Genomic DNA, 24,170 nt, shown 5'->3' with positions numbered 1-24,170 from the left:
CATGAAGATTTTCAAAGCCCTGTTCTTCGCCGCGCTCATCGGCATTGCGCCGGGCGTGTTCGCGAAGACGATCGAGATGGACGTCAACGGCCTGGTGTGCGCGTTCTGCGCGCAGGGGATCGAGAAGACGCTGAAGGAATTCCCGGCCACGTCGCACGTGTTCGTCAGCCTCGAGCACCGCATCGTCGCCGTCGAACTCAAGGGCGGGCAGGACATCGACGACGCCGCGTTGAAGAAGGCGATCACCGATGCCGGCTACAAGCTCGTCACGATCCGCCGCACCGACGAACCGATCTCGGCGATCCGCGCGCGCGTGTCGAACGAGAAGGCGCAGCCGAAGGCCGATCCGGCGAAGCACCACCACGACGGCGCCATGCAGGACATGCCGGGCATGGGCACGCATGAGTGACGTCGTCGCGAACGCACCGCTCAAGCGCAACGTCGGTGTCGCCGCGCTGGCGTTGCTCGCCAGCACCGGCACGCTCGTGTGCTGCGTGCTGCCCGCCGTCATGGTGGCGCTGGGCGCGGGTGCGGCGCTGGCGGGGCTTGTCACCGCGGTGCCGCAACTCATCTGGTTGTCGGAGCACAAGGCGCTCGTGTTCGGCACCGCAACGGTGATGCTCGCCCTGTCCGGTGCGATGACGTGGCGCGCGCGATCGTTGCCGTGTCCCGCCGATCCGGCGGCCGCGGCGGCGTGCCGTCGCCTGCGCGCGGTCAGTGCGGTGCTGTGGTGGTTCGCGCTCGTCGCGGTCGCCACGGGCGCGGCCTTCGCGTTCGTGCTGCCGAAATTGATGGCCTGATCCAACGGCGCAGGGGAGGAGAATCGCTTCCCCTAGCGCGCGACGTGGTTCGACAATCTTCTCGCGAACTCCGCGATCGCCTCGAGGATCGGCGCCGTCTCGCCCAGCCACCACCAATGCGCGGTGCCGGGCCATTCGCGCCACTGTGCGCCGGGAATGGCGGTTGCGAGTTGGCGGCCGGCGCCGACGCGCACCGCGCGGTCGCCCGTGCGATGCATGACCAGCGTGGGCACGCGCACTTGCGGCAGCAACGCGCGCACATCGCTCAGCGCGAGCGTGCGCAGCACGGCCTGCATGCAGCGCGGACTGGATCCCAGGCGCAGCATCCGCGCCCACCAGCGTTGCAGCACCGGATCGTTGGCGTCGTCCGGCGCGAAGGTGTCGAGCGCCACCGGCCGTCCCCATTGCGCGACGAGCGCATCGAGCCAACGGTCGTATTGCGCGGCCGTCAGCGCCCACGGGTAATCGTGCGTGGACGTGCCGCGCGCGAGCGTGCCCCACAACGCCAGGCCCGCCACGCGTTCCGGATGCTCGACGGCCAGGCGGATCGCGATCGGCCCGCCTTCAGACACGCCGAACACGAGTGCACGGCGACTGCCCGCCGCGTCGAGGATCGCCAGCGAATCCGCGCTGCTCACCGACGTGTCGGCGGGATCGACGGTGCGATCCGAAAGCCCGACCCCACGCCGGTCGTACAGGATGAGCCGGAAGTCCCGCGCGATTGCGTGCAGGAAGTCCGCCGGCCCGCCGGGCTCCCACGCTTGCTCCAGGTTCGAAACGAAGCCGCTCACGAGCAGCACATCGAGCGGCCCATCGCCGACCACCTGGTAGGCGAGGTGCACATCGCCGCTGCGCGTGTAGCGCACCGCGACGGGCGTTGGCGTCTCTGCGCGCGGCGTCGCGCCGGCTTCGCGCGCGTGGATTTCGTCGGCGAGCTGCTGCGTCTCGGTTTCCGGTTCGACGCCGAGCTCGTCGTGCAGCACCTGCCGCAAGCGCGCGACCTGTTGCAAGGCTGCGTGCGGCGGTCCGACGGCGGCCAGCAACCGGATGACCTGGCGTTGCGCGATTTCGTTCAACGCATCGATCGCGACCAGGTCCTGCGCATGGTGGAGCGCGCGCGCGTGCTGTCCCGCGCCTTCGAGCCGCGTGGCGAGTTGCGAGAGCGCCTGCGCGCGCGCCTGGCGCAGCGATTCGCGTTGCCGGTCGAGCCATGCCGACAGTTCGTCGCATTCGTCGAGCACCAGGCCTTCCGCGAACTCCGCAGCGGCCAGTCGCGCCGATTCCTCGAGGGCTGCTAGCCGCGCCTCGCCCGTGTCCTCGTTCGTGCGATACAGGCCATCTGCCAGCGCGCGACGCAGCGCCGACAGATCGGTGTCGGCACTCACGTCGCCTGCAAGCGCAACGGTCTGCCGATCGACCACCAACGCGTCGTGCCTCACGTGGCGCGACAACGCATGCAACAACCGCCGCAGTCGCCCGCGCGCGTCGACGTCATCTGCGTCCGGCCACAGCATGGCCGCAAGGCGCGTACGACTCATCGGACGCGCTTCGGCAGCGAGCAGCGCGAGGACCGCCTGCTCGCGGCGCGCGCCGGGCTCGAACGCACCCGCTGCGTGCTCCAGCCGCACCGGGCCGAGCACGCGAAGCGCGGAATGCGCCGCGGCCTCAACGCTCATGCCGCGTCCCGCTCGACACACGCGTTGGCGACCCGGCGCGATCGTGCGCACGTCCAGGCGACGATCTCGGCGACCACCGCATCCGGATGCCGGGCCCACGAGAAGTGGCGGCGCCACGGTGCGTCGGTGGTGACGCCGTCGATCCGGCGCCGCGTGATCGTAGCGGACGCAAGCTTCGCGAGCAGTTCGCGCGTCGCGCCCGTCGGCGCCACGGGATCGTCGCGCAGTTCGACCGACAGCACGGGCAACGCGACGTCATGCAGCGCCTCCTCGTAATCGATTCTACTGCCGGCGATGCGATACCGGCCGGTGCTGGCGTTGTGACGCCAGTCGGCCATGAAGCGACGCGGCTGGTCGCCGCCGAAGCCCAGCAATCGGCCCGGATACCACGGCAACAACGCGGACACGAACCGCACGGCCTGCACCGTCATGCGCGCGCGCCACCGCAGCGCTTGTGGCCACGCGCGATAGTGCGCGGTGCCGCTCGCCACCAGGATCAAGCCCGACAACCGGCGCGCTGCGTGCACGGCCGCAAGACTGCCGAGCTGGCCACCGAGGCTATGGCCGACGAGGTACAGCGGCCTCCCGGGAAACTGCGCGGCGATCGCATCGAGCAACGCCGGAATGTCCTGCGCCACGATCTCGTGGTATCCGAACTGTGCACCGCGCCGTGCAAGCGCCGGACTGCTGCCTTGTCCGCGCAGGTCGGCGAGCACCGCCACGCCCGCGGTCGCCTTTGCAAGCGCTTCGGCGAACGGCGTGTAGAAGCTTGCGGCGACACCCATCGCCGGCAGGCACACGAACACCGGCGTGCGCGCGTGCGGTCGTGAATGGTTGAAGAGGGCGACGGTCGTCGCCGCATCGTCGTCGGTGAAGAAGGACGTGATGGATTCGAAGATCGCCATGGCGGACTCCAGGTTCCGGAAGGAGCCGCGAAGGTAAGGATCGTGCGTCCGCTGATCGTCCGCTGGCCTGCGCGCCGCGCCGTCAGCTCATCCGTTGGGATGCGCGTGCCAACACACCTCGTACACGCCGTCGCTCCGAAGGTGTGGCAGCGCGAAGCGACCTCGCGTTTCGAAGGAATCCTGTCATGGTCACCGCAACGGCCGAGCCGACGCACGCCGCGCCCCTGCACCCGGCGCACGCCTTCTTCCTGTCCGCGATGGTGCCGCTGTTCCTGGGCGCGGTGCTGAGCGACTACGCCTACACCACGAGCTACCAGGTGCAGTGGGTCAACTTCGCCATCTGGCTGATCGCCGGGGGCCTCGTGTTCGCGGGCTTCGCGCTGCTGTGCGAGGTGGCGAAATTCCTGCGCGCCGACCGGCGTCGCGGGCTTCGTCCCATCGCCTTGCTCGTCGTGCTGGTGCTGTGGGTGCTCGGCTTGATCGACGCCTTCGTGCACTCGCGCGATGCGTTTGCCACGATGCCGACGGGATTCGTGTTGTCCATCGTGGTGTTCGTGCTGGCCTGCATCGCGACGTGGCTCGGCTTCACCAGCTATCGCTGGAGGAGCACGCCATGAACCGCATGAAGCCTCTCGCCATTCTCGTTTCCGCAACGCTGCTGGGTGCGTGCGGCGGCACCGATCCCGACGTGCCGCAGGTCGGCGCCAACCCGAAGCTCCCGGAACAGCAAAGTGGCCTGTTGCCCGACATGGCGATCGCGAGTCCCGCGGCCTGGGGCAACGCGCGTCCCGCGGTCCCAGCCGGATACACGATCACCGCCATCGCCATCGATCTCGCGATCCCGCGGCAAACCCTGATCCTGCCCAACGGCGACATCCTCGTTGCCGAAGGCCGCGGCGGTGCCGACGAACCGAAGTTGCGCCCGAAGGATTTCGTCGCCGGGCGCATCAAGGCGAAAGGCACCAGCCCCGTAAAAGGCGGCAACCGCCTCACGCTGCTGCGCGACGCGGACAGCGACGGCAAGTACGAACTGAAGACCGTCTTCGCCGATCACCTCAACGCACCGTACGGCCTGGCGCTGGTCGAGGGACGCTTGTATGTCGCCGACCAGGATGCGTTGCTGAAGTTCGACTACCGCGACGGGCAAACGCACGCGAGCGGCAAGCCCGTGCAGGTCACCGAGTTGCCGTCGGCGATCAACCACCACTGGACCAAGTCGCTCGCCGCCAGCGCGGATGGGCGCTTGCTGTACGTCGGCATCGGCTCCAACAGCAACATCACCGAGCGCGGCATGGACGCCGAGCTCGATCGCGCGCGCGTGTGGGAAGTGGATGCGACGACGGGCGCGCACCGCAATTACGCTACCGGCCTGCGCAATCCCACCGCACTGGCGATCCAGCCGGGCACGGGCCGCTTGTGGGCCGTGGTGAACGAACGCGACGAACTCGGCCCGAACCTCGTGCCCGATTACCTGACGTCGGTGCGCGAAGGCGGCTTCTACGGCTGGCCCTTCAGTTACTGGGGCCAGAACGTCGACCCGCGCGTGCAGCCCGGTAATCCGGAAAAAGTCGCCTCGGCGATCCGTCCGGATTACGGCCTCGGCTCGCACGTCGCGGCACTCGGCGTGGCGTTCTCGATGCCGTCCATGGGCGCGCGGTTCGCCGACGGCGTGTTCGTCGGTGAACACGGCAGCTGGAATCGGCACAACCCCGTCGGCTACAAGGTCGTCTTCGTGCCGTTCCGCGATGGACGGCCCGCGGGCCCGCCGGTCGACTTCGTCACCGGCTTCCGCGGCACGGATGGCATGACGCGCGGCCGGCCGGTCGGCGTGACCGTCGATCCGCGCGGTGCGCTCATCGTGGCGGACGATCTTTCGAACACGATCTGGCGCGTGGCGCCGCAAGCGCCCGCAGGAGGTGGATGATGTCGACGTACACCGTGGGTGTCCTGGTGGGGAGCCTGGCGAAGGCCTCGATCAACCGTCTGCTCGCGCAGGCGCTGACCAAGCTCGCCCCGGACGCGAAACTCGTGCTCAAGGAAATCCCGATCCGCGAGTTGCCGCTCTACAGCTACGACTACGACGCGGACTATCCGCCGGTCGCGAAAGCCTTCAAGCAGGCGATCGCCGAGGTCGACGGGATCCTGTTCGTCACGCCGGAATACAACCGCTCGATCCCGGGCGCGCTGAAGAACGCCATCGATTGGGCGAGCCGCCCGTGGGGCACCAACTCGTTCGCGCGCAAGCCGACGGCGTTGATCGGCACCTCGCCGGGCGCGATCGGCACCGCGGTGGCGCAACAACACCTGCGCAGCGTGCTGTGCTTCTGCAACTCGCCGCTGATGAACACCGTGGAGGCCTACCTCCAGTTCAAGCCGGGCCTGATCACGGACAGCGGTGAAGTCACGGAGGCCTCGACCGAGGAATTCCTGCGCAACTTCCTGCGCGAGTACCACCTGTTCATCGCGCGCGTGCTGACCGTATTGCCGCGGGATGCCTGAGGCGCTGGACGCGCGCAGGCCCGTCAGCGGCGCTTAGTCTTGCAACGCGCCAGGCGCAGCGTGCCGTCCGCGTCCACGAGGATGTCGCCGCTCTGCGTGCGCACGAGCGACGTGTCGTCATCCACGCGCAACAGGTCCCGGGGCGCACCCGGAAGCCCCCGCCAGGCCGTGGCCTGCCATCGCCCATCGTCCCCGCGACGCACGTCGAGCAACATGCCGTCGTTGAGCGTCATGTGCGCGATGCCGCCGGCCGCGACGATGCGGTCGCCGATGCGTCCGAGGCCCTGGATGTTGCCGTCGCGGATCGTCTGTCGCAGGCCGTCGTCGCCGAAGAAGACGAGCTCGCCACCCCATTCGCCGCGATCGCCGCCGACCAGCCAGCCACCGTCGACACGTAGCCCGACCGACGGCACCTGCTCGATGTGTTCTTCGTTGCGCACCATGTTCTGCTCGGTCACGTGGATGATGCCGTCGACCGGCGCGGTGCCTTCCGCCGCGCCATAACCCACCACGGTCGATGCGTAGGCGAGCTTCTTCAACGCGGCGTCGTCGCGCTCGCTGCGCAGCTTGTCGCGGCGTCCCGGTTCGGCCACGCGCACGTCCACGACATCGCAGGCCGCGTCGGCGCCGAGCTGGTCGACAGTCCATGCGAACTCGTCCTGTTCCACCGCAGTGCCTGTCCGGATCGCGTCGATGGCGCGCCGGGCCTCGTCGCGAACGTCGGGATACCAGTGCGATGCCGCGGTGTGTTCGAGCGCCGGGATCGCTTGCGGCGCCTGCAATCGTCCGAGCGCCTCCGCGGCCGTCCAGTTCAACTTCACATCGCGCGGATCGTCGAGTAGCGGCACCAGTGCATCGACGCCCTGCGTGTAACCGATGCGGCCGATCGCATCCACCGCCTGCAGGCGCACGGCCGGATCGGCGTCGGCGAGCATCCGCACGAGATCCGGCCCGACGCCGCGCGCCGCCGGACCGGCGCGCGCGATGTCGCGCAGGATCCATTCGCGTTCCTCCGCGTTGGCCTTGCCCAGCCGGCTGGAAAGGATCTCGCCGCTGGGCGCGCCGATCGCGACCAGGGCCGAGTCGATCGCGTCCGTGATGGCCGGACGTCGTGCACGCAACGCGACAAGTTGGGGCGCCATCGCGTTCGCGTGGACTCCCAGCGCCGACAGCACCGAGACTGCGTCGCCCGCCAACGCGTCGGAGCTCGCGGCATCGTTCGCGATCGCCATCAGGCCGGGCGCTGCACCCGCGGCCTTGTCCTGCATCTCGTGCAGCAGTCCGGCCAGGCGCGCGGCGTCGGCGTGGTCGCAGCATCGCGCGTTGCGCGTCGCTTCGACCAGATGCGGGACGGCGAGCGCGCCCTCGCGCTTCACGCCTTCCGCGGCGGCGCCCCCCGGATAGGCATTGCTCGCCATGTAGTGGCGCACGAGGTGACGCGCGGCTTCGTCGGTATGGATCGAGCCGAGCGCGATCGGCAGGTTGCGGAGATCGCGGTCGAGGGCCGCGACGAGTTGCGGCAGGAAGCGCGGGTCGACGGCGGGTCCGGCGACGAGTGCCGTCGACGCCAGGTCCGCCATGCGCTTGTCGGGATCCGCCAGCAGCTCGACCAATCGCGCTTGCGCGCCCGCGAACGTGAGGACGCGTTTGGCCAGCACCCCGGCGGCATTCCAGTGCTGCACTTCGGCCGGGTCCTTGTCGCGCACGAACACGCGCATCGTCGCGACGCACGCGTCCAGTGATTCGCAGGTTTCCCCCGGCGGCGTCGCCGGCGGCGTCCACGCAGCGCAAGGCGCGGCGGCAAACGCACAGGCAAGCACACACCAGAGTCGCGTCGCGCGTACGAGTCGCATCATCGTGATCCCCTGCGCGGTCCCCCGACCGGCGCCCGTGCGCAGGGTAGCCTCAGCGCAACTCCGCTTCCAGCCGCGCCTTGAGCTGCGTCGCATCGCGCCGGTCTTCCGGCGTCGTCAGCGACGAGATGCGCTGGCTCGAGAGCCAGAAGCGCAGTTCGCGCGCGAGTTCGGGGAATTGCGCGTAGCTCGCCAGGATGGCGCGTGCGTGCGCCTCGTCGATGGGCGCGGGGCAGTCGACCATGCGCTGGTCGCGCGCGCTGCCCGGCAACAGCTGGAAGCAATGCGTCCAGATGTAGTCCTGCACCGGGATCGGCGTGACGCTGCGGATGTCCTGCCGGTATTGCGGGACGAGGTTCATGATCATGCTGTCCGCGAGCAGGTTGGTGTTGGATTCGTAATAGAACGCGAGCTGGCTGCGCACGCGCGGTTCGGCGATGAGGCCCAGGTCGCCGGCGTCGCGCATTTCGGCGAACGTGTTGCTTTCCCGCGAATACGCGTAGAACTGGCCCGCCTGGAAATAGGCAAGCACGGTCTTCCACGCCGAACCTTCCACCAATGCGCCGGTCTCCGCATGCGCGAGCGCCTGTTCGCCGTACGCGCGCACCTGCGCGAGGAAGCGATCGCGGTTGCCGTTGACCTGCAGGTCGGTGTCCAGGTCGGCGACGATGCGCGAGAGGTAAGCGTGCTTGCGCCGGGTGTCGCTGCGGTCCTGGTTCCAGTTGCTCACCTGCAGCGCGATCAGGATGCCGGCCACCACGATCGCCAGCTCGATGAGCGCGCCGATCCAGTCGTGGTTGCGCAGGCGCCGGGCGATTCGCTGGGGCATGCCGCAGGCAAACGCGCCAACCCCGGGCGCACGGCCACGTGACTTGTGGGGCATGGATTGTCATCACGCCGGCCGGCTAGGGTGGCGCCTCACCCGAGGGGAGATCCGAATGAAGACGCTCACGCTGGCGGTTGCCGTTGCCCTGTTTCTCGCCTTGCCGGCGCCCGTCCTCGCGCAGGCACAGGCGAAACCCGCCAGCGCCGCCCCGGCCAAGGCCCCGCCGGCGTGGGTCGCGCGCAGCAACGAATACACGAACATCCTCATCCTCGCGCAGGCGCCGTTCCAGCCGGAGACGGTGTCGTTCTTCGGCATCCCGGGCTACGACGACAAGGTGGCCGACATTGGCCCGGGCTATCCGCAGCGCTTCCGCGAAGCCACCGCGAAGGCGAAGGCCGACCTGCTCGCGAAGGCCGCGACCGAAACCGACCCGAACGTGAAGCAGGACATCGCGATCCTCGTGCAGGCCGCGGACGACCAGATTCAGGCCAGCGAGATCAACCAGCGCATGACGCGTCCGTGGTTCGACGCGGGCCAGACGATCTTCTCGGGCATCCAGTCGCTGCTGTCGGAACAGACGCCGGCCGATCGCCGCGCGAGCGCCGTGCTGCGCCTGCAGCGTTACGTCGGCGTCGCGCCGGGTACCACGCCGCTCGTGACGCTCGCGCGCCAGCGCTACGACGAGCGCAGCGAGAAAGGCCTGGTGCAGCCGACGCAGATCGAAGTGCAGCAGTCGATCGACAACGTGCAGACCTACCGCGCAGGCATCCGCGACCTGTTCGTGAAGTACAAGCTGGACGCGCAGGCCGCCTCGGCGCTCGCCGCGCTGGACAAGCAACTCGACGAGTACGCCGCGTGGTCGAAGGCCGCCGTGCTGCCCACCGCGCGCACCGACTACAAGCTGCCCGATGCGCTGTATGCGCTGGCGCTGAAGAACTACGGCATCGACATCGATCCGCGCGTGCTGATCGAACGCGCGCAGCTGGAGTACATGGAAACCCGCAACGCGATGCAGCAACTCGCGCCGCTGGTGGCGAAGGAAAAGGGCATCGCGGCCACCGATTACATCGGCGTGATCCGCGCGCTCAAGCGCACGCAGCTGAAGGACAACGAAGTCGAGCCGTATTACCGCAACACCGTGATGCCGGGACTCGACCGCCTGATCGCGCAGCACGACGTGGTGACGCTGCCCAACCGCCCGATGCAGATGCGCCTGGGTTCGCAGGCCGAGAACGCCGCGCAGCCCGCGCCGCATTTCCTGCCGGCGCCGCTGGTGGGCAACACGGGGCAGCAGGGCACGTTCGTCCTGCCGCTGGGCAATCCCAACGCCGGCGCCGATGGTCCGTACGACGACTTCAACTTTCACGCCGGCGCATGGACGCTGAGCGCGCACGAAGGCCGCCCCGGTCACGAGTTGCAGTTCACCGCGATGATCGAGCGCGGCGTCTCGCTGGCGCGCACGCTGTATGCCTTCAATTCGGTGAACGTCGAAGGCTGGGCGCTGTATGCCGAAGCCGAGATGGTGCCGTACGAGCCGTTGGAGGGGCAGCTGATCGCGCTGCAGTTCCGCCTGCTGCGCGCCGCGCGCGCGATGCTCGATCCGATGATCAACCTCGGCCTCACCGACCGCGACACCGCGTTCAAGGTGCTCACCGAACAGGTCGGATTCTCGAAGGCGATGGCGCGGCAGGAAATCGATCGCTACTCGGTGAACTCGCCCGGCCAGGCCGGCAGCTACTTCTACGGCTACTCGCGCATCATGCAGATGCGCGCGGAAACCGAGGTGGCGCTCGGCGACGACTTCAACCGCAAGGCCTTCAACGACTTCCTGCTCGACCAGGGCCTGCTGCCGCCGGCGCTGCTGAACAAGGCGGTGCGCGAGACGTTCGTGAAGCAGCAGCGCGCGAAGCGCTGAGCATCGGCGCTCCGTAGTTCTACTGAGCGCGTCCGCGAAATATTGCGGACGCGCGGACCTTGCGCCTGGCGGACAGTGCCGGGTGCAAGGAGACCGCGCCATGGCGACGACACACGTCGAGACATGCATCCAGGTGCGTCCGGTGCACGCCCTGCTGTCGTGCACGCTGCTCGGCGCGCTCGCGGCGTGCGCGGGTAGTGCCGTCGAACGCACGCCGCCGCCCGCCGCCGTCGCGCCGGTGCCCGAGTTGAAACCCGGCGTGCCGGCCGGTTACCTCGGTCGCGCATTGCCCGACAGCCTTGCGCTCGTGCCGCCGCCACCCGATCCGAAATCGCCCGCGTTCGCGCAGGACGAAGCGATCCACGCGACTGCACAAACGTTGCGCAGCACACCGCGCGGCGCACTCGCGACCGCCGACGCCGACCTCCATTTCCCCCACGCGCCCACCGCGTTCGACTGCGCCCTGGGAAAAACGATCACGCCGGCCGCCACGCCGCGCCTCTACCTGCTCATGCAACGCACGCTGGTCGATGCCGGCCTTTCGACGTATCGCGCGAAGGACCACTACCAGCACGAGCGGCCGTTCGTGCATTACAAGGAATCCACGTGCACGCCCGGCGATGAAGCGCAGTTGCGCAACGATGGCTCGTATCCGTCGGGGCATACCGCGATCGGCTGGACGTGGGGCCTGATCCTCGTGCAGGTCGCACCCGCGCGCACCGATGCGTTGCTGGCCCGTGCACGCGCGTTCGGCGAAAGCCGCCTGGTCTGCAACGCGCACTGGCAGAGCGACATCCTCGCGGGCCGCACGGTCGCCGCCGGGACCTTCGCGCGCCTGCAATCGGATCCCGCGTTCGTCGCCGATGTCGAAGCCGCGCGCAAGGAACTGGCCGCCGCCCCCGCCCCGGATCCCGCGAAGTGCACGGCCGAAGCGGCGCGCCTGGCGCCCATCACCGGGACGCTGTAGCCACATTCACGCACCCCGCATCCCCGCGATGACCTCCGGGCGTTGTCACGCCCGGAGCGGGTCCGTTACCCTCGGGCAGATGATCTTCCGCCGCCTCCAGCGCTCCCTGCGCGCCAGCTTGCTGGCGCTGCTGGTGCTGGGGCTGCTGATCACCCCGGTCATGCATTTCATGTGCGAAGTGCATTCGATCGAACACGCGCTGCTGGCGTCGGTGGATCGCACGCACACCGTGCACTTCGAAGGCGACCGCGACGATCCGGGTGACCAGGGGCAGTCCGGCAGCAAGCACACGCACGGCGCCAACTGGTACGAAGGCGGCAGCCCGTCGTTCACGCCGGTCGTGCCGGTCCTCGCCTTCACGCTCATCCATCCGCCGCGCATCGCGTTGCCGCCGATGGAAGCGTTCGCCATCGAGCCCCACGCCTCGACTTCACCGTTCCGGCCTCCGATCGCCTGACGCGCGTTCCGGCTGCCCTTGCGCAGCCCATCCCGTCATCCATCCGCTCCGGAGGTTTTCCCCGTGAATCCGTCTTGCCTGTCGGTGCGCGCGCGCGCCGCCGACGTGTCGTGCTCCAGTCCATCGCCAACGACGTCGCGATGGCGTCGTTCCCTCCTTGCGTGCGCCGTCGTCGCCGCGCTTTCGCCCGCACTCGCCTTCGCGCAGGACGCGGCGCCCACCGATCGGGTCTCCGCGCTCGAAGCGAAGATCAAGGCCCTCGAAGACGCCCAGGCCGCCACCGCGCAGGCCTTGCAGGACGCGCGCGCCGAAATCGAAGCGATGAAGGCCAACGCGTCGCAGCCGGTGGCGCAAGCCGAAGCGCCTGCGGAAGAAGCCGCGCCGCCCATCGACAACGCGGCCTCGAATCCGAACGCGTTCAACCCCGCGATCAGCGTGATCCTCAACGGCAGCTACGCGTACCACTCGCTCAACCCGGACAACTACCTGCGCGCGGGCTTCCCGCTCGCCGGCGGCGCCGGTCCCGGTCCGCAGGGATTCTCGCTGGGCGAAAGCGAGTTCGCGTTCTCCTCCAACATCGACGACAAGTTCTACGGGCAGGTGACGCTGTCGGTGGAGAACGAAGACGGGCAAGACAAGCTCGGCGTCGAAGAGGCGTACATCGACACCACCGCGATGCCCGCGGGCTTCTCGCTGCGCGCCGGCCGGTTCTTCTCCAACATCGGGTACCTCAACAGCCACCACGCGCACACCGACGCGTTCTCCGATCGTCCGCTGGCGTACCAGGCGTTCCTCGGCAACCAGTACGGCGACGATGGCGTGCAGTTGCGCTGGGTGGCGCCGACCGATGTGTTCTTCGAAGTCGGCGGCGAAATCCTGCGCGGCGATGCGTTCCCCAGCGGCGGGGCAGGGCACGCGGGCGCGGGCGTCAAGACGCTGTTCGCGCACGCGGGCGGCGATGTCGGCACCGACAACGAATGGCTCGCCGGCGTGTCGATGCTGCGCTCGCAGACCGATGGCGCGGAGGATGGCTTCCGCGGCGACGAAAACCTGTACCTGGCCGACTTCACCTGGAAGTGGGCGCCGGGCGGCAACACGAAGGACGGCGGCGTCACCGTGCGCAGCGAGTACTTCCACGAAGACCGCGACGGCGCTTACCACGATCCGGTGGATGCCACGCTCGACCAGCCGTGGAACGGCCAACGCCAGGGCGCGTACGTCGAAGGCATCTGGCGCATCAACCGCACGTGGGAAACCGGCTATCGCTACGACCGCCTGTGGGCCGACGAAGGCGGGCCGTTCGCCAGCCCGTTCGATCCGTTCCGCCACAGCGTGATGCTCACGTGGCGCAACAGCGAGTTCAGCCTGCTGCGCCTGCAACTCGGCCGCGATTACCCGAACGCGGCCGACACCGACAACATCATCAGCCTGCAATACCAGGCCACGTTCGGCGCCCACGGCGCCCACAAATTCTGATCGCGAGGTCAACCGACATGAAACGCCAACTCATCTGCTTCCTCCTCCTCGGCCTCGCGGCCGTGCCCGCCTTCGCCAAGCCGAAGGTCTTCGCCTGCGAACCCGAATGGGGCGCGATGGTCACCGAACTTGCGGGCGACAAGGTCGACCTCAGCGTCGGCACCACCGCGCTGCAGGACGTCCACCAGATCGAAGCCAAGCCCAGCCTGATCGCGAAGGTGCGCCAGGCCGACCTCATCGCCTGCACCGGCAGCGACCTCGAAGTGGGCTGGCTGCCGCAGCTGCTCAAGCAATCCGGCAACTCGCGCGTGGCCAGCGGCAACGGGTACTTCATGGCGAGCGAGCAGGTGCAGACGCTCGAACGCCCCACCGCGCTCGACCGCGCCAACGGCGACATCCATCCGCGCGGCAATCCGCACGTGCAGCTCGATCCGTATCGCATGCTGAAGATCGCGAAGGCGCTCGATGCACGATTGATCGTGCTCGATCCGGCGAACACAGCGGTGTACCAGCAGCGCCTCGCGGATTTCTCGACGCGCTGGCAGGCCGCCATCAAGCGCTGGGAAGCGAAGGCCGCGCCGCTGAAGGGCAAGAAGGTCGTCGTGCACCACATCAGCTGGGTGTACCTCAACACGTGGCTCGGTCTGCAGCAGATCGGCGCACTCGAGCCGAAGCCCGGCGTGCCGCCGACCAGCGGCCACCTGTCGAGCCTGATCGCGACGACGAAGGCCGCGGGCACGTACGCGATCATCGCCGCCGCCTACCAGGATCCGAAGCCGGCGCACTGGTTGTCCGATCGCACGGGCGTGCCCGTCGTCGTGCTGCCGTTCTCCGTCGGCGGCGATGCGCAGTCGAAGGACCTGTTCGGCATGTACGACTCCACGATCGACAAGCTGCTGGGTGCCGCCAAATGAACCTCGACGGCCTGGATGCCAGCATCCTCGGACCTGCGTGCGTCGCGGGGCTCATCGTGTTGTCCACGCACGTGCCGCTCGGGCGGCAGGTGTTGTCGCGCGGCATCATCTTCATCGACCTGGCGATCGCGCAGGTCGCCGCGCTCGGCGTGATCCTCGCGCAGTACCTCGGCGTCGACGAACACGGCTACGGCGTGGAGATCGCCGCCGCCGTGGCGGCGCTCGCCGGTGCGGGATTGCTGGCATGGACGGACAAGCGCTGGCCGAAACTGCAGGAACCGCTGATCGGCACGTTGTTCGTGCTCGCGGCCACCGGCGGCCTGTTGCTGCTCGCCAACAACCCGCAAGGCGGCGAACACCTGAAGGACCTCCTCGTCGGCCAGATCCTGTGGGTGAGCTACGACCAGTTGTGGCCTGCCGCGCTCCTGTCGGCGTTGCTGCTCGCGTTCGTATGGTGGCGTCGCAACACGTTGACGGGCCTGGCGTTCTACGGCGCGTTCGCGATCGCGATCACCGTGTCGGTGCAGCTGGTCGGCGTGTACCTCGTGTTCGCCAGCCTGATCATCCCGGCGCTCGCGACCGTGGGCGGCAACGGCAGCCGCAAGCAACTGATCACGGCCTACATCATCGGCATCGCGGGTTACGTGCTCGGCCTGGCGTTGTCGGCGGTGTTCGACCTGCCCAGCGGCGCGTTGATCGTGTGGTTGCTCGCGGCCTGCGGCTTGCTGGCGCAACTCGTGCCCGCGGTGCGGAAAATGCATCCCGCGCGATGAGTGTTCGGATGGCGATCATCGCGTCGATGATCGCCATCCTGCGTCACGCACCGTCGCTCACTTCGGAACGACTTCGTACAACGCACCGCCCAGGCCCGTGCTGCCCACCGCCTGGCGCTGGTTCACGACGAACTGGAAGTCCTTGAACCCACCGACGAAGAGCCGCTTGCCGGCCGGATCGGTGTTGATCGACGTGAAGAACAACGGCTGCGTCGACGTCAGGCCCGCAGCCGACAGGTCGACGTTGAACACGTGCACCGCATTGGCGCGTTGCAGCTTCGCGCGATTGACGCTGGCGTACATCAGCTGCCCTTGCGGCGGCGACTTGTCGAAGGTGATCCAGTCGATGAAGACCAGGTCGCCCTTCAGGCCGGGGATCCTGTCGCCGAGGTACAACGCCGACCCCGTGTTGGCGTGCGGATGGTTGGTGGCCGCATCCAGGTGCGAGTACACGACGAGCGGCCGGTAGTAGTTCGGCAGGTGCGTCGCTTCCACGGCGTACATGATCGTGCGCGCGGGATCGTCCGACGTGGCCGCGAGCGACGTCGGGAAGTTGCCCTCCCACGCGCGGAACCCGAAGTTGATGCCGTAGTGATCGAAGCCATGCAGGAATTCGATCGTGTCCTGCCCGGTGTTGGCGAGGTACTTGATCCAGCGGAAGCCGTCGCCCGCGGGCTCGCTGGTCTGCTCGTAGTGCACCTTGCTCGGATTGCGCAGGCCCTTCACCAGCGTCTTGAACGCATCGGCCGGCACGCCGCGCGCGGCGAGGTCGGCGAAGGTCGCAACGGGCGCGGTGTTGCGGAAGTCCATGCCCGCCAGCTTCGCCAGGTCGATCTTGATCAGCTTGCCCGACAACTGGCGGTCGTCCTGCGCGATGTTGTTCGGGTCGTACTCGCTGCCGCCGTCGCCGAGGCCGAGCACCAGCGTCTTGTGCTCCGGCGACCACACCAGCGACTGGAAGCCCGTGTGGTTGAAGTAGGGCCGCTTGAGCTTGAGCAGCGTGCGCATGAACTTCGGCACGCCGTCCACCACCTTGTATTCGTCGAGGTAATCGACGTGGTCGTAGCGCGCCATGTTCCAGGGCTGCGTGGTGGAGACCGTCCACTGGAAGAAGTTCGGCGGATTGCTGAACTGGCCGATGTTCGAATACCAGATCCAGAACCGGCCATTCGTCGCGAAGGCGGGATCGGCGACGAAGCCGAGCAAGCCACGCTCGTCGTACGTGCCCGGGGTGGGGTAACCCAACCCGGCGAGGGCCGGGATGCGCGCACCGAGCATGCCGACCTTCGGCCGGATGTCGAGGAACACCGACGCATCGTGCGTGCTGAGCGACGCCAGGTTCTTCCGCATCAGCACGCCGGGCTGCGTGCAGATGAAGACCCAGTTGCCGACGACGTTGATGTCGGTGACCAGGTGGAGCCTGTCGACGACGGGCACCAGCTTCACCGAGATCGCGGGGGATGCGTCCTGTGCGCGCGTGCCGGCCGGGCACAAGCCTGCAACAGCGATCGCGAGGGCGACCGCGATGGTGTTGAGTTGCTTCATGACACCTCTCCTTTGCGGCATCGACCCGGCCCTGCGAGGGAGGCAGGGCGCGGGCGAAGTGCCAAGGTGTCAGTAGCGGCGATCCGCGGATCGGTTCATCGCGGAACGCAGACCGGGCGGCTCATCCATTCGACGAGCCGCCCGGCGGTGTGGCGCTTACTCGGCCGACACGGCCTTGCGCGGCAGCTTTTCCGGACGCGTCGCCGCGTTGTATGCGAACGAAGCAACGATCGCGGACGCCTGCTTCAGGTCTTCGGCGACGATGTGGTCGAGCACGTCCAGGTCGCTGTGGTGGACGTTGGTGAAGTAGTCCAGGCCGTCCTGCACGAACTGGAAGCCCGGCAGGCCGATCGTGTCGAACGACACGTGGTCCGTGCTGCCCGTGTTGCGCTGGGTGACGATGGTGGCGCCCACGTCGTTGAAGGGCTTGAGCCAGGTTTCGAAGATCGGCGCGACTTCCATGTTTTCCTGCGCGTACACGCCACGGATCTTGCCGCCGCCGTTGTCGAGGTTGAAGTACGCGGCGAGCTTGCCGTAGTCGCTGCCCGGCTCGAACTTGCCGCGCGGGTTGCGCAGCATCACCGGCATCGCCTTTTCCTTCGGATCGGCCGGGTCGGCGAACTTGCCGAAGTGGCGCGACACGTAGTCGGCCGAGCCCAGCAGGCCCTGCTCTTCACCGGTCCACAGCGCGACGCGGATCGTGCGGTCGGGCTTGGCGCCGACGGCCTTCAGGATGCGCATCGCTTCCATCATCACCGCCACGCCCGCGCCGTTGTCGGCCGCGCCCGTGCCGGCATGCCACGAATCCATGTGCGCACCGATCATCACCACTTCGTTGCGGTGCGGGCCGGTGCCGGGGATTTCGGCGATGGTGTTGTAGGCGGGCTGGTCGGTGTCGGTGGTGAAGCGCGCATCGACGTTCATGCGCAGGCGCACCGGCGCCTTGCGGTCGAGCGCGCGCATCACGGCGTTGAAGTGTTCGGCGGCCATCGACAGCGACGGCACGCCGACGGATTCGCCGGCCTTGCGCGAGCCGCCACCGGACAACAGGATGATCCCGTTGTCCCAGCCGCTCTGCGTGACCGACGCGATCGCGCCTTCGTCGACGAGGAACTTGTTGAGCTGCGGCGCGAACTCAAGGCGCTGGCGACGGCGTTCGCGCGCTTCTTCGCGCGCGCCCGGCTTCTGGTCGGCCGGGACGGCGAGCGCCTTCATCGCGTCGAGCGTGGCGTCGGTCTCGCGATCCCAGTCGGGCTTTTCGCCCGGCTTGTACGCGCGCGCTTCGCCGAGGAAGACGATCTTGCCCTTCAGCTTGCCGCGGAACTTCTCGAAGTCTTCCTTCTTCTCGATCTTCGCGGCGACCACGTCGCCTTCGATCGGACCGTTGGTGCCTGGCGTCCACGCCTTCGGCAACGCATGCAGCGGGAACGCGCGCGGCGTGAGCATCTCCACGTCGGCCGAATGGAATTCCCAGCCGCGGCCGAAGGGCTCGGCCATGGCCTCGTCGTGCACGTTGGCCAGGCCCCACTCGTCGAACTTCGAACGCGTCCACGCGTTGGCCTGCACCATCGCCGGTGAATTGGTGAGGCGGGGCCCGACCTGCTCCGTCAGGTGATCCAGCAGCGCCATGGCCTGCGAATGGTTGAAAGCTTCCTGGCGGATCTTGCTGGTCATGGCCAGGTCGACGCGTTCTTCGGCGTGCAGCCCGCCGACCAGCATGACGGCCGCGGCCGCCAACAACATGCGCTTCATGGATTCCCCCCGAGGGAACGGCAAAGCAGCGAGTCTGCCATCGCAAGCGGCCGCGGCCGCTGGCCCATCAGTCATGGGCGGGCGTGACCCAGGTCCTCTACGCGGAGGCTTAACGGGCCTGCGGTAGGCTCCGCCGCTCAACCGAACGCCAGGAGGCCGCGCATGATCCCGAAGCTCCAGCCCTGCCTGTGGTACGACGGCACCGCCGAAGACGCCGCGCGTTTCTACGCCGCCACGTTCCCCGACAGCCACGTCGGCGACATCATGCGCGCCCCCGGCGACTACCCCGCCGGCAAGCAAGGCAACGTGCTGACGGTGGAGATGACGATCCTCGGCCAACCGTTCCTGCTGTTGAACGGCGGACCCGAATTCAAGTTCGACGAAGCGGTGAGCTTCCAGGTCGCCACCGACGACCAGGCGGAAACCGATCGCTACTGGAATGCGATCACCGGCAACGGTGGGCAGGAAAGCATGTGCGGCTGGTGCAAGGATCGCTGGGGCCTGTCGTGGCAGATCACGCCGAAGCGCCTCACCGAGTACATGAAGCAGGGCGGCGACACGGCCGCGCGCGCCTTCAAGGCGATGATGACGATGCGCAAGATCGACATCGCCGCGCTCGATGCCGCGGTGAAGGGCTGACGCGCCAGTAGTTCTACGGAAGCACGCCGCGTCCGACCGGCCTACAGTCCGCGATGAACCGATGCCGCCCGGGGCGGTATCTGCGTAGATCGGGGCCACTGTGGTCGAGTCGGCGAGGTGCGCCATGCGAACTCAACAACACACACTCCGCGCCTGGTGCGTGGTCGTGCCGGGGCTGCTGCTGTCGACGTCGGCGTTCGCGGCCAACCACGTCGTCAACGCGAACACGAACATGACATTCACGCCGGCCACGATCACGATCGCGGCCGGCGACACGATCACGTTCCACAACAACGGCGGCATCCACAACGTCGCGTCCGATCCGGGCGCGATCACCGGCTTCCGGTGCGCCAATGGCTGCGATGGCGCAGGCGGCAACGGCAACCTCAGCAGTGCGGCATGGAATGCGACCGTGACGTTCCCGACCGCCGGCACCATCCGTTACCACTGCGAACGGCATGGCGCTGCCGGCGGCGTCGGCATGTCCGGCGTCATCACCGTCACGCCCGCGGTGCGCAAGAGCGACTTCAACGGCAACGGCCGCTCCGACATCCTGTGGCGCAACACGAGCACGGGCGCGAACGTGATCTGGCTGTCGGCGGCATCGGGTTCGCCGCAGGCGGTGACGACGCTGGCGGTCGCGTGGCGCGCGGTGGGACTGGGCGATTACAACGGCGGCGGCCGCTCCGACATCCTGTGGCGCAACACCAGCACCGGCGCGAACGCGATCTGGCGGTCCGGCCTGTCGTCGACGCCGCAGACCGTCACCACGATGGCGAGCCAGGCGTGGATCGTCGCGGGCTCGGGCGACTACAACGGCGATGGGCGCGCCGACATTCTGTGGCGCAACACCAGCACCGGCGCGAACGTGATCTGGCGCTCCGCGTTGTCGAGCACCACGCAGGCCGTCACCACGCGCACCATCGCGTGGACCGTCGTCGGCAACGGCGACTACAACGGCGATGGGCGTTCCGACATTTTGTGGCGCGACAACAGCACCGGCGCGAACCTGATCTGGTTGTCGGCCAATTCGGCGACCACGATGGCGGTGACCACGCGCACGACGGCGTGGAGCGTCGTGGGCTCCGGCGATTACAACGGCGATGGCCGCAGCGACATCCTGTGGCGCAGCACCAGCGGCGCGAACCTGATCTGGCGCTCGGCCAATTCGGCGACGACGCAGGCGGTCACGACGATGGCGACCGCATGGCGCGTCGTGGGCTCCGGCGACTACAACGGCGACGGCCGCGCGGACATCCTGTGGCGCAACACCACCACGGGCGCGAACATCATCTGGCGTTCGGCGAGCTCGGCGACGACGCAAGCGGTCACGACGATGGCGAGCCAGGCGCAGACGGTGGTGGGCTTCACGGAGTAGCGCGGGACGATGGAACGTCGAGGCGCTGCGCGGGGTTCATGACGGGGCCCCGGGCGGCGCCTTTGCGCATGCCTTATCCTCCGCCGCACCTGCCCCCGAGGAGAGGAACCCCGATGAACCCCGTCCTGAAGCTTGCCGCGACCGTCGCCGTCGGCCTCGTCGCGTTCGCCGCGCCTTCGCTGGCGGCATTGAAGGTCGACACCAAGGCGCCCGATTTCAGCGCGCAGGCCTACCTCGCCGGCAAGCCGTTCAACTTCAAGCTCGCCGATGCGCTGAAGAAGGGCCCGGTGGTCGTGTACTTCTTCCCGGCCGCGCACACCTCGGGCTGCAACCTCGAGGCGCATTTGTTCTCCGAGGCCATCGACCAGTTCAAGGCCGCGCACGCCACCGTGATCGGCGTGACCGCCGGCAACGTGGACCAGCTGGCCGACTTCTCGAAGGAAACCGAACACTGCGGCGGCAAGTTCGCCGTCGCCGCCGATCCGGGCGCGAAGATCGCCAAGCAGTACGACGCGATCCTGGCGCAGAAGCCGGAATGGTCGGACCGCACGTCGTACGTCATCGCGCCGTCGGGCAACATCGCGCACGTGTATTCGGACCTCAACCCGAACAAGCACGTGAAGGAAACGCTGGACGCGGTGAAGGCGCTCGCACCGGCGAAGGCTGCGAAGAAGTAACGCGCATGATTCGCGTCGCGCCCGACGAACGGCGCGACGCGCAACATTTCCCTAACCCGCGCGGGCGAAAGGCTTCCTATCCTGTGCGCCCACCCGCGCACCGGGAATGCCGCATGCCCGCCAGCCGTTCGGAACTCGACGCCGCCCTGTACCAACTGCACGCCGCACTGCCGCTGTGGCGCGGGATGAAATCCGGTGACGCGCTCTTCGACCATTACGGCGAAAAGCTCGCGGAACTCGTGTCGGAGGTCGCGCCCACCGACCGGCATTACGCCGTCGCGCAGGCCAGCGACCTGATGGCGGCGGTCGACGCGCGCCGGACGAGCTAGCGCCGCGCATGAAGCCGCTCCGCGCGATCGACCCGGGCCGTCGCCTGCTCCTGGAAACGGCGGCGCTCGGCGTCGCGGCTTCCCCGTTCGGCTTCATGCAGGCGGCGAGGGCGCAACCGGACACACCGACTTCGATGCGCACTTTCGCGAACATGCAACAGGTACGCGCCGGCGTCCTCGACATCGCGTACGCCGAAGACGGACCGAAAACGGGCCCGCCCGTCGTGCTGCTGCATGGCTGGCCGTACGACATCCACAGCTATGTCGATGTCGCACCGCAACTGGCCGCGCGCGGCTATCGCGTACTCGTTCCGCACCTGCGCGGTTACGGCAGCACGCGGTTCCTGTCGCCCGACACGCTGCGCAACGGACAGCCTGCTGCGCTCGCCGAAGACGTGGTCGCCTTCATGGACGCGCTCGGCATCAAGCAGGCGGTGTTCGGCGGATTCGATTGGGGCGCGCGCTCGGCCGACATCGTCGCGGCGCTGTGGCCCGAACGCGTCAAGGCGCTCGTGGCGGTGAGCGGCTACCTGATCGGCAGCCAGCAGGCGGCGCAGGCGCCGCTGCCGCCCGAAGCCGAACTGCAGTGGTGGTACCAGTACTACTTCGCGACCGACCGCGGTCGTGCGGGCTACGAAAAATACCGCCACGACTTCGCGAAGCTGATCTGGAAACTCGCTTCGCCGAAATGGGCGTTCGACGACGCAACGTTCGATCGCAGCGCCCAATCGCTCGACAACCCCGACCACGTCGATATCGTGATCCACAACTATCGATGGCGGCTGGGCCTGGCGAAGGGCGAAGCGAAGTACGACGCCATCGAAGCGAAGCTCGCCGCCTTCCCGCCGATCACCGTCCCGACGATCACGCTCGAAGGCGACGCCAACGGCGCGCCGCATCCCACGCCCGAGAGTTACGCGAAGCGCTTCACCGGCAAGTACGCACATCGCTTGCTGACGGGTGGCATCGGGCACAACCCGCCGCAGGAAGCGCCCGCGGCGTTCGCGCAGGCGATCGTGGAGGCCGATCGCCTCTGACCGGCGTTACTTGCGCAAATACGCTTCGATCACCGGGATCAGCTGGCCCGGTTGTTCTTCCATGATCCAGTGCCCCGAATCCTTGATCACCGCACCGTCCACGTGCGTGGCCACCGTCGCGACTTCCGTCTGCATCGACTCGCCGTACGAGTGATCGCCGCCGATCGCCAGCACCGGCATCGGCAGTTTTCCGCCCTTCGCGAACAATGCCTGGTTGTCCTTCGCGTCCTGCGCGAATGCGCCGAACTGGCCACTGAAGGCATCGTGGATCGCACCCGGGCGCGCATACAGCGCGGCGTAGTGGTTGCGCGTCGCCTCGTCGATGCCGGCCGGGTTCGCCGACAGTTCGTTGTAGAAGCGATCGAGCAGGATGCGTTCGCGCCCAGCGACCAGGCGCTCCACGTCCGGCCCGCGGAAGTTGAAGTGCCACGTCTTCGGATTGGTGATCTGCTTGTCCCAGCTGCCGAGCCCCGGCAGCGGCGCATCGATCACGACCCAACGTGTGACGCGCGCAGGGAACTGCGCCGCGAGTGCGTAACCCACCATGTTGCCGATGTCGTGCGTCACCAGTTGCACGCGGTCGACCTTCAACGCATCGAGGATCCCGATGAGGTCGCGCGCCTGCGCGGTCTTCTCGTAACCCGTTTCCGGGTGCGACGACAGGCCCATGCCGCGGAGGTCGGGCACGATCACGGTGTGGTCCTTCACCAGCTTCTCGGCCAGCGGTTGCCACATGTCGCCCGTGTCGCCGAAGCCGTGCAGCAACAGCACCGCCGGCCCGTGCCCGCCGACGCGCACGTATTGCGTGCCGCCGGTGACTGCCATGTCGGTGCCGTGGAAGGCGGCCGAATACGGATGCACTTCGGCATGCGCGGGTGCGACCAGGGAGAACAGGCCCAGGCATGCGGCCAGGGCGCCACGCACCAGGGTGTCGCGGACATGCGCGTTCAGCAGGTTCATGCAGGGCTCCTCGGCCAGGACGTCCTCGGGCCGAGGAGCGCGTCGCCTCAATGTACGCCCTGCGCCGCCTGCGCGATGAGCCTGGCCACCGCCGCCGGCTGAGACACGTAGATCGCATGGCTGCCGGGCACTTCGACGACGGTGGCGCCTGCGCGCTTGGCCATCATCTGCTGCGCGGGCGGCGGGATCATGTGGTCGTCGGTCGCCACGAGATACCAGCTCGGCTTCGACTTCCACGCGGGCGTGGTCACCGCGCCCGCCAACGCTTCCACGCCCCACGGCACCTGCGAGTCCGCCATGAACTTCGCATCCTCGGCGGGGATGTCGCCGGCGAAGGATGCGGCGAACTTGTCGCGGTCGAGGAACAGGAACCCATCCTGCGGCGGCAGGATCGGCGGCACCGCTGCGCCCGGTGGTGGATTCGCGATCAAGGTCTGCACCGACTCGCCCTGGTCGGGGGCGAAGGCCGCGATGTAGACCACGCTCTGGACCTTCGGATCCGTCCCGGCCTCCGACACGACCACGCCGCCATACGAATGCCCGACGAGAACGACGGGACCATCCTGCTGTGCGATGGCGCGCTTCACCACGGCCACGTCGTCCGCGAGCGTCGTCGTCGGGTTCTGCGCGATCGTGACGTTGAAGCCGTCGTTCTTCAGCAGGTTGTAGACCTTCTGCCATCCGGAACCGTCGGCGAAGGCGCCGTGCACGAGGACGACATTCTTCGCGGCGTTCGAAGCGGCAGGCGTGGACGTTGCAGGCGACATGGCGATGACCGTTGCGGGGGAGGGA

Annotated in this window: 24 protein-coding genes; 16 read left to right on the top strand and 8 right to left on the bottom strand. The window is 68.1% G+C overall.

Annotated elements, in window-relative coordinates; genetic code table 11:
• Position 1: 1 nt before the first annotated feature.
• A complete protein-coding gene (locus LYSCAS_RS03635) occupies positions 2-409 on the top strand; it encodes a heavy-metal-associated domain-containing protein (protein WP_213435762.1) in 408 nt (135 codons plus the stop codon).
• Entirely contained in the window at positions 402-800 is a 399-nt protein-coding gene (locus LYSCAS_RS03630; RefSeq protein WP_213435760.1) for a hypothetical protein, read from the top strand. The genes LYSCAS_RS03635 and LYSCAS_RS03630 overlap by 8 nt, the downstream gene beginning before the upstream one ends.
• A gap of 32 nt (positions 801-832) precedes the next feature.
• On the opposite strand, the gene LYSCAS_RS03625 is transcribed toward LYSCAS_RS03630, so the two are convergent.
• The gene (locus LYSCAS_RS03625) at positions 833-2,476 is read right to left on the bottom strand and encodes an alpha/beta hydrolase (protein ID WP_213435758.1); all 1,644 of its coding nucleotides are present in this window, start codon (positions 2,474-2,476) and stop codon (positions 833-835) included.
• Entirely contained in the window at positions 2,473-3,381 is a 909-nt protein-coding gene (locus LYSCAS_RS03620) for an alpha/beta hydrolase family protein (protein WP_213435756.1), read from the bottom strand. The genes LYSCAS_RS03625 and LYSCAS_RS03620 overlap by 4 nt, the downstream gene beginning before the upstream one ends.
• Before the next feature lie 185 nt (positions 3,382-3,566).
• On the opposite strand from LYSCAS_RS03620, the gene LYSCAS_RS03615 reads away from it, so the two are divergent.
• From LYSCAS_RS03615 to LYSCAS_RS03605, 3 genes are read left to right on the top strand one after another with little or no spacing between them, the layout of a single operon-like run.
• Positions 3,567-3,998, top strand: a complete 432-nt coding sequence (locus tag LYSCAS_RS03615) for a DUF2231 domain-containing protein (protein WP_213435754.1) — start codon at positions 3,567-3,569, stop codon at positions 3,996-3,998.
• Entirely contained in the window at positions 3,995-5,305 is a 1,311-nt protein-coding gene (locus LYSCAS_RS03610; RefSeq protein WP_213435752.1) for a PQQ-dependent sugar dehydrogenase, read from the top strand. Before LYSCAS_RS03615 ends, LYSCAS_RS03610 begins: the two co-directional genes overlap by 4 nt.
• Positions 5,305-5,880 carry an NADPH-dependent FMN reductase gene (locus tag LYSCAS_RS03605; protein ID WP_213435750.1) on the top strand — a complete coding sequence of 192 codons (576 nt, stop codon included), beginning with the start codon at positions 5,305-5,307 and terminating at the stop codon, positions 5,878-5,880. The genes LYSCAS_RS03610 and LYSCAS_RS03605 overlap by 1 nt, the downstream gene beginning before the upstream one ends.
• A 23-nt stretch (positions 5,881-5,903) precedes the next feature.
• Here the strand turns inward: LYSCAS_RS03605 and LYSCAS_RS03600 are convergent, their stop codons facing one another.
• Together LYSCAS_RS03600 and LYSCAS_RS03595 are read right to left on the bottom strand one after the other, a co-directional pair.
• Positions 5,904-7,586 (bottom strand): HEAT repeat domain-containing protein, encoded by a 1,683-nt coding sequence (locus LYSCAS_RS03600; protein ID WP_213435748.1) that lies wholly within the window; start codon positions 7,584-7,586, stop codon positions 5,904-5,906.
• A 199-nt stretch (positions 7,587-7,785) separates the two neighbouring features.
• The gene (locus LYSCAS_RS03595; protein ID WP_213435746.1) at positions 7,786-8,562 is read right to left on the bottom strand and encodes a hypothetical protein; all 777 of its coding nucleotides are present in this window, start codon (positions 8,560-8,562) and stop codon (positions 7,786-7,788) included.
• A 109-nt stretch (positions 8,563-8,671) separates the two neighbouring features.
• Between LYSCAS_RS03595 and LYSCAS_RS03590 the strand changes: the two genes are divergently transcribed.
• From LYSCAS_RS03590 to LYSCAS_RS03565, 6 genes are all read left to right on the top strand, one after another.
• The gene (locus LYSCAS_RS03590; protein WP_213435744.1) at positions 8,672-10,474 is read left to right on the top strand and encodes a DUF885 domain-containing protein; all 1,803 of its coding nucleotides are present in this window, start codon (positions 8,672-8,674) and stop codon (positions 10,472-10,474) included.
• A gap of 100 nt (positions 10,475-10,574) precedes the next feature.
• The gene (locus LYSCAS_RS03585) at positions 10,575-11,441 is read left to right on the top strand and encodes an acid phosphatase (RefSeq protein WP_213435742.1); all 867 of its coding nucleotides are present in this window, start codon (positions 10,575-10,577) and stop codon (positions 11,439-11,441) included.
• A 79-nt stretch (positions 11,442-11,520) separates the two neighbouring features.
• On the top strand, positions 11,521-11,898 hold the full coding sequence (locus LYSCAS_RS03580) for a hypothetical protein (protein ID WP_213435741.1): 378 nt from the start codon (positions 11,521-11,523) through the stop codon (positions 11,896-11,898).
• A gap of 63 nt (positions 11,899-11,961) precedes the next feature.
• Entirely contained in the window at positions 11,962-13,374 is a 1,413-nt protein-coding gene (locus LYSCAS_RS03575) for a hypothetical protein (protein ID WP_213435739.1), read from the top strand.
• Positions 13,375-13,391: 17 nt separating this feature from the next.
• Positions 13,392-14,288: a metal ABC transporter substrate-binding protein gene (locus LYSCAS_RS03570; protein WP_213435737.1), complete on the top strand. Its 897-nt coding sequence runs from the start codon at positions 13,392-13,394 to the stop codon at positions 14,286-14,288.
• Positions 14,285-15,061, top strand: coding sequence for a metal ABC transporter permease (locus tag LYSCAS_RS03565; RefSeq protein ID WP_213435735.1), 777 nt, complete (start codon positions 14,285-14,287; stop codon positions 15,059-15,061). Before LYSCAS_RS03570 ends, LYSCAS_RS03565 begins: the two co-directional genes overlap by 4 nt.
• 57 nt (positions 15,062-15,118) lie before the next feature.
• On the opposite strand, the gene LYSCAS_RS03560 is transcribed toward LYSCAS_RS03565, so the two are convergent.
• The gene (locus tag LYSCAS_RS03560; protein WP_213435733.1) at positions 15,119-16,606 is read right to left on the bottom strand and encodes a hypothetical protein; all 1,488 of its coding nucleotides are present in this window, start codon (positions 16,604-16,606) and stop codon (positions 15,119-15,121) included.
• A gap of 156 nt (positions 16,607-16,762) precedes the next feature.
• A complete protein-coding gene (locus tag LYSCAS_RS03555) occupies positions 16,763-18,358 on the bottom strand; it encodes a M20/M25/M40 family metallo-hydrolase (RefSeq protein ID WP_213435731.1) in 1,596 nt (531 codons plus the stop codon).
• A 162-nt stretch (positions 18,359-18,520) separates the two neighbouring features.
• Between LYSCAS_RS03555 and LYSCAS_RS03550 the strand changes: the two genes are divergently transcribed.
• The 5 genes from LYSCAS_RS03550 (at position 18,521) to LYSCAS_RS03530 (ending at position 22,418) form a co-directional block, all read left to right on the top strand.
• A complete protein-coding gene (locus LYSCAS_RS03550; protein ID WP_213435729.1) occupies positions 18,521-18,997 on the top strand; it encodes a VOC family protein in 477 nt (158 codons plus the stop codon).
• Between the two features lie 124 nt (positions 18,998-19,121).
• Positions 19,122-20,375 (top strand): FG-GAP-like repeat-containing protein, encoded by a 1,254-nt coding sequence (locus tag LYSCAS_RS03545; RefSeq protein ID WP_213435727.1) that lies wholly within the window; start codon positions 19,122-19,124, stop codon positions 20,373-20,375.
• A 113-nt stretch (positions 20,376-20,488) separates the two neighbouring features.
• Positions 20,489-21,052, top strand: a complete 564-nt coding sequence (locus tag LYSCAS_RS03540; RefSeq protein ID WP_213435725.1) for a peroxiredoxin — start codon at positions 20,489-20,491, stop codon at positions 21,050-21,052.
• Between the two features lie 113 nt (positions 21,053-21,165).
• Positions 21,166-21,381: a hypothetical protein gene (locus LYSCAS_RS03535; protein WP_213435723.1), complete on the top strand. Its 216-nt coding sequence runs from the start codon at positions 21,166-21,168 to the stop codon at positions 21,379-21,381.
• A gap of 8 nt (positions 21,382-21,389) precedes the next feature.
• Positions 21,390-22,418 carry an alpha/beta fold hydrolase gene (locus LYSCAS_RS03530; RefSeq protein ID WP_213435721.1) on the top strand — a complete coding sequence of 343 codons (1,029 nt, stop codon included), beginning with the start codon at positions 21,390-21,392 and terminating at the stop codon, positions 22,416-22,418.
• A gap of 6 nt (positions 22,419-22,424) precedes the next feature.
• Here the strand turns inward: LYSCAS_RS03530 and LYSCAS_RS03525 are convergent, their stop codons facing one another.
• Both LYSCAS_RS03525 and LYSCAS_RS03520 read right to left on the bottom strand, forming a co-directional pair.
• Positions 22,425-23,378: an alpha/beta fold hydrolase gene (locus LYSCAS_RS03525; protein WP_213435719.1), complete on the bottom strand. Its 954-nt coding sequence runs from the start codon at positions 23,376-23,378 to the stop codon at positions 22,425-22,427.
• A gap of 47 nt (positions 23,379-23,425) precedes the next feature.
• Complete coding sequence (locus LYSCAS_RS03520; protein ID WP_213435717.1) at positions 23,426-24,145, bottom strand: alpha/beta hydrolase; 720 nt, start codon at positions 24,143-24,145, stop codon at positions 23,426-23,428.
• Positions 24,146-24,170 lie beyond the last annotated feature (25 nt).

The organism is Noviluteimonas caseinilytica (genome assembly GCF_018406605.1).
In the GTDB taxonomy this organism is placed as follows: Bacteria; Pseudomonadota; Gammaproteobacteria; order Xanthomonadales; family Xanthomonadaceae; genus Noviluteimonas; species Noviluteimonas caseinilytica.
This window is presented reverse-complemented; position numbering and strand designations above follow the sequence as displayed.

Bases quoted from the DNA above. Each gene is read 5' to 3' on its own strand.
- LYSCAS_RS03630 (WP_213435760.1), top strand. From the start codon at position 402: ATGAGTGACGTCGTCGCGAACGCACCGCTCAAGCGCAACGTCGGTGTC.
- LYSCAS_RS03550 (WP_213435729.1), top strand. From the start codon at position 18,521: ATGATCCCGAAGCTCCAGCCCTGCCTGTGGTACGACGGCACCGCCGAA.
- LYSCAS_RS03585 (WP_213435742.1), top strand. From the start codon at position 10,575: ATGGCGACGACACACGTCGAGACATGCATCCAGGTGCGTCCGGTGCAC.
- LYSCAS_RS03590 (WP_213435744.1), top strand. From the start codon at position 8,672: ATGAAGACGCTCACGCTGGCGGTTGCCGTTGCCCTGTTTCTCGCCTTG.
- LYSCAS_RS03535 (WP_213435723.1), top strand. From the start codon at position 21,166: ATGCCCGCCAGCCGTTCGGAACTCGACGCCGCCCTGTACCAACTGCAC.
- LYSCAS_RS03615 (WP_213435754.1), top strand. From the start codon at position 3,567: ATGGTCACCGCAACGGCCGAGCCGACGCACGCCGCGCCCCTGCACCCG.
- LYSCAS_RS03635 (WP_213435762.1), top strand. From the start codon at position 2: ATGAAGATTTTCAAAGCCCTGTTCTTCGCCGCGCTCATCGGCATTGCG.
- LYSCAS_RS03620 (WP_213435756.1), bottom strand. From the start codon at position 3,381: ATGGCGATCTTCGAATCCATCACGTCCTTCTTCACCGACGACGATGCG.
- LYSCAS_RS03520 (WP_213435717.1), bottom strand. From the start codon at position 24,145: ATGTCGCCTGCAACGTCCACGCCTGCCGCTTCGAACGCCGCGAAGAAT.
- LYSCAS_RS03540 (WP_213435725.1), top strand. From the start codon at position 20,489: ATGAACCCCGTCCTGAAGCTTGCCGCGACCGTCGCCGTCGGCCTCGTC.
- LYSCAS_RS03625 (WP_213435758.1), bottom strand. From the start codon at position 2,476: ATGAGCGTTGAGGCCGCGGCGCATTCCGCGCTTCGCGTGCTCGGCCCG.
- LYSCAS_RS03605 (WP_213435750.1), top strand. From the start codon at position 5,305: ATGTCGACGTACACCGTGGGTGTCCTGGTGGGGAGCCTGGCGAAGGCC.
- LYSCAS_RS03580 (WP_213435741.1), top strand. From the start codon at position 11,521: ATGATCTTCCGCCGCCTCCAGCGCTCCCTGCGCGCCAGCTTGCTGGCG.
- LYSCAS_RS03525 (WP_213435719.1), bottom strand. From the start codon at position 23,378: ATGAACCTGCTGAACGCGCATGTCCGCGACACCCTGGTGCGTGGCGCC.
- LYSCAS_RS03560 (WP_213435733.1), bottom strand. From the start codon at position 16,606: ATGAAGCAACTCAACACCATCGCGGTCGCCCTCGCGATCGCTGTTGCA.
- LYSCAS_RS03530 (WP_213435721.1), top strand. From the start codon at position 21,390: ATGAAGCCGCTCCGCGCGATCGACCCGGGCCGTCGCCTGCTCCTGGAA.
- LYSCAS_RS03555 (WP_213435731.1), bottom strand. From the start codon at position 18,358: ATGAAGCGCATGTTGTTGGCGGCCGCGGCCGTCATGCTGGTCGGCGGG.
- LYSCAS_RS03595 (WP_213435746.1), bottom strand. From the start codon at position 8,562: ATGCCCCAGCGAATCGCCCGGCGCCTGCGCAACCACGACTGGATCGGC.
- LYSCAS_RS03570 (WP_213435737.1), top strand. From the start codon at position 13,392: ATGAAACGCCAACTCATCTGCTTCCTCCTCCTCGGCCTCGCGGCCGTG.
- LYSCAS_RS03565 (WP_213435735.1), top strand. From the start codon at position 14,285: ATGAACCTCGACGGCCTGGATGCCAGCATCCTCGGACCTGCGTGCGTC.
- LYSCAS_RS03610 (WP_213435752.1), top strand. From the start codon at position 3,995: ATGAACCGCATGAAGCCTCTCGCCATTCTCGTTTCCGCAACGCTGCTG.
- LYSCAS_RS03545 (WP_213435727.1), top strand. From the start codon at position 19,122: ATGCGAACTCAACAACACACACTCCGCGCCTGGTGCGTGGTCGTGCCG.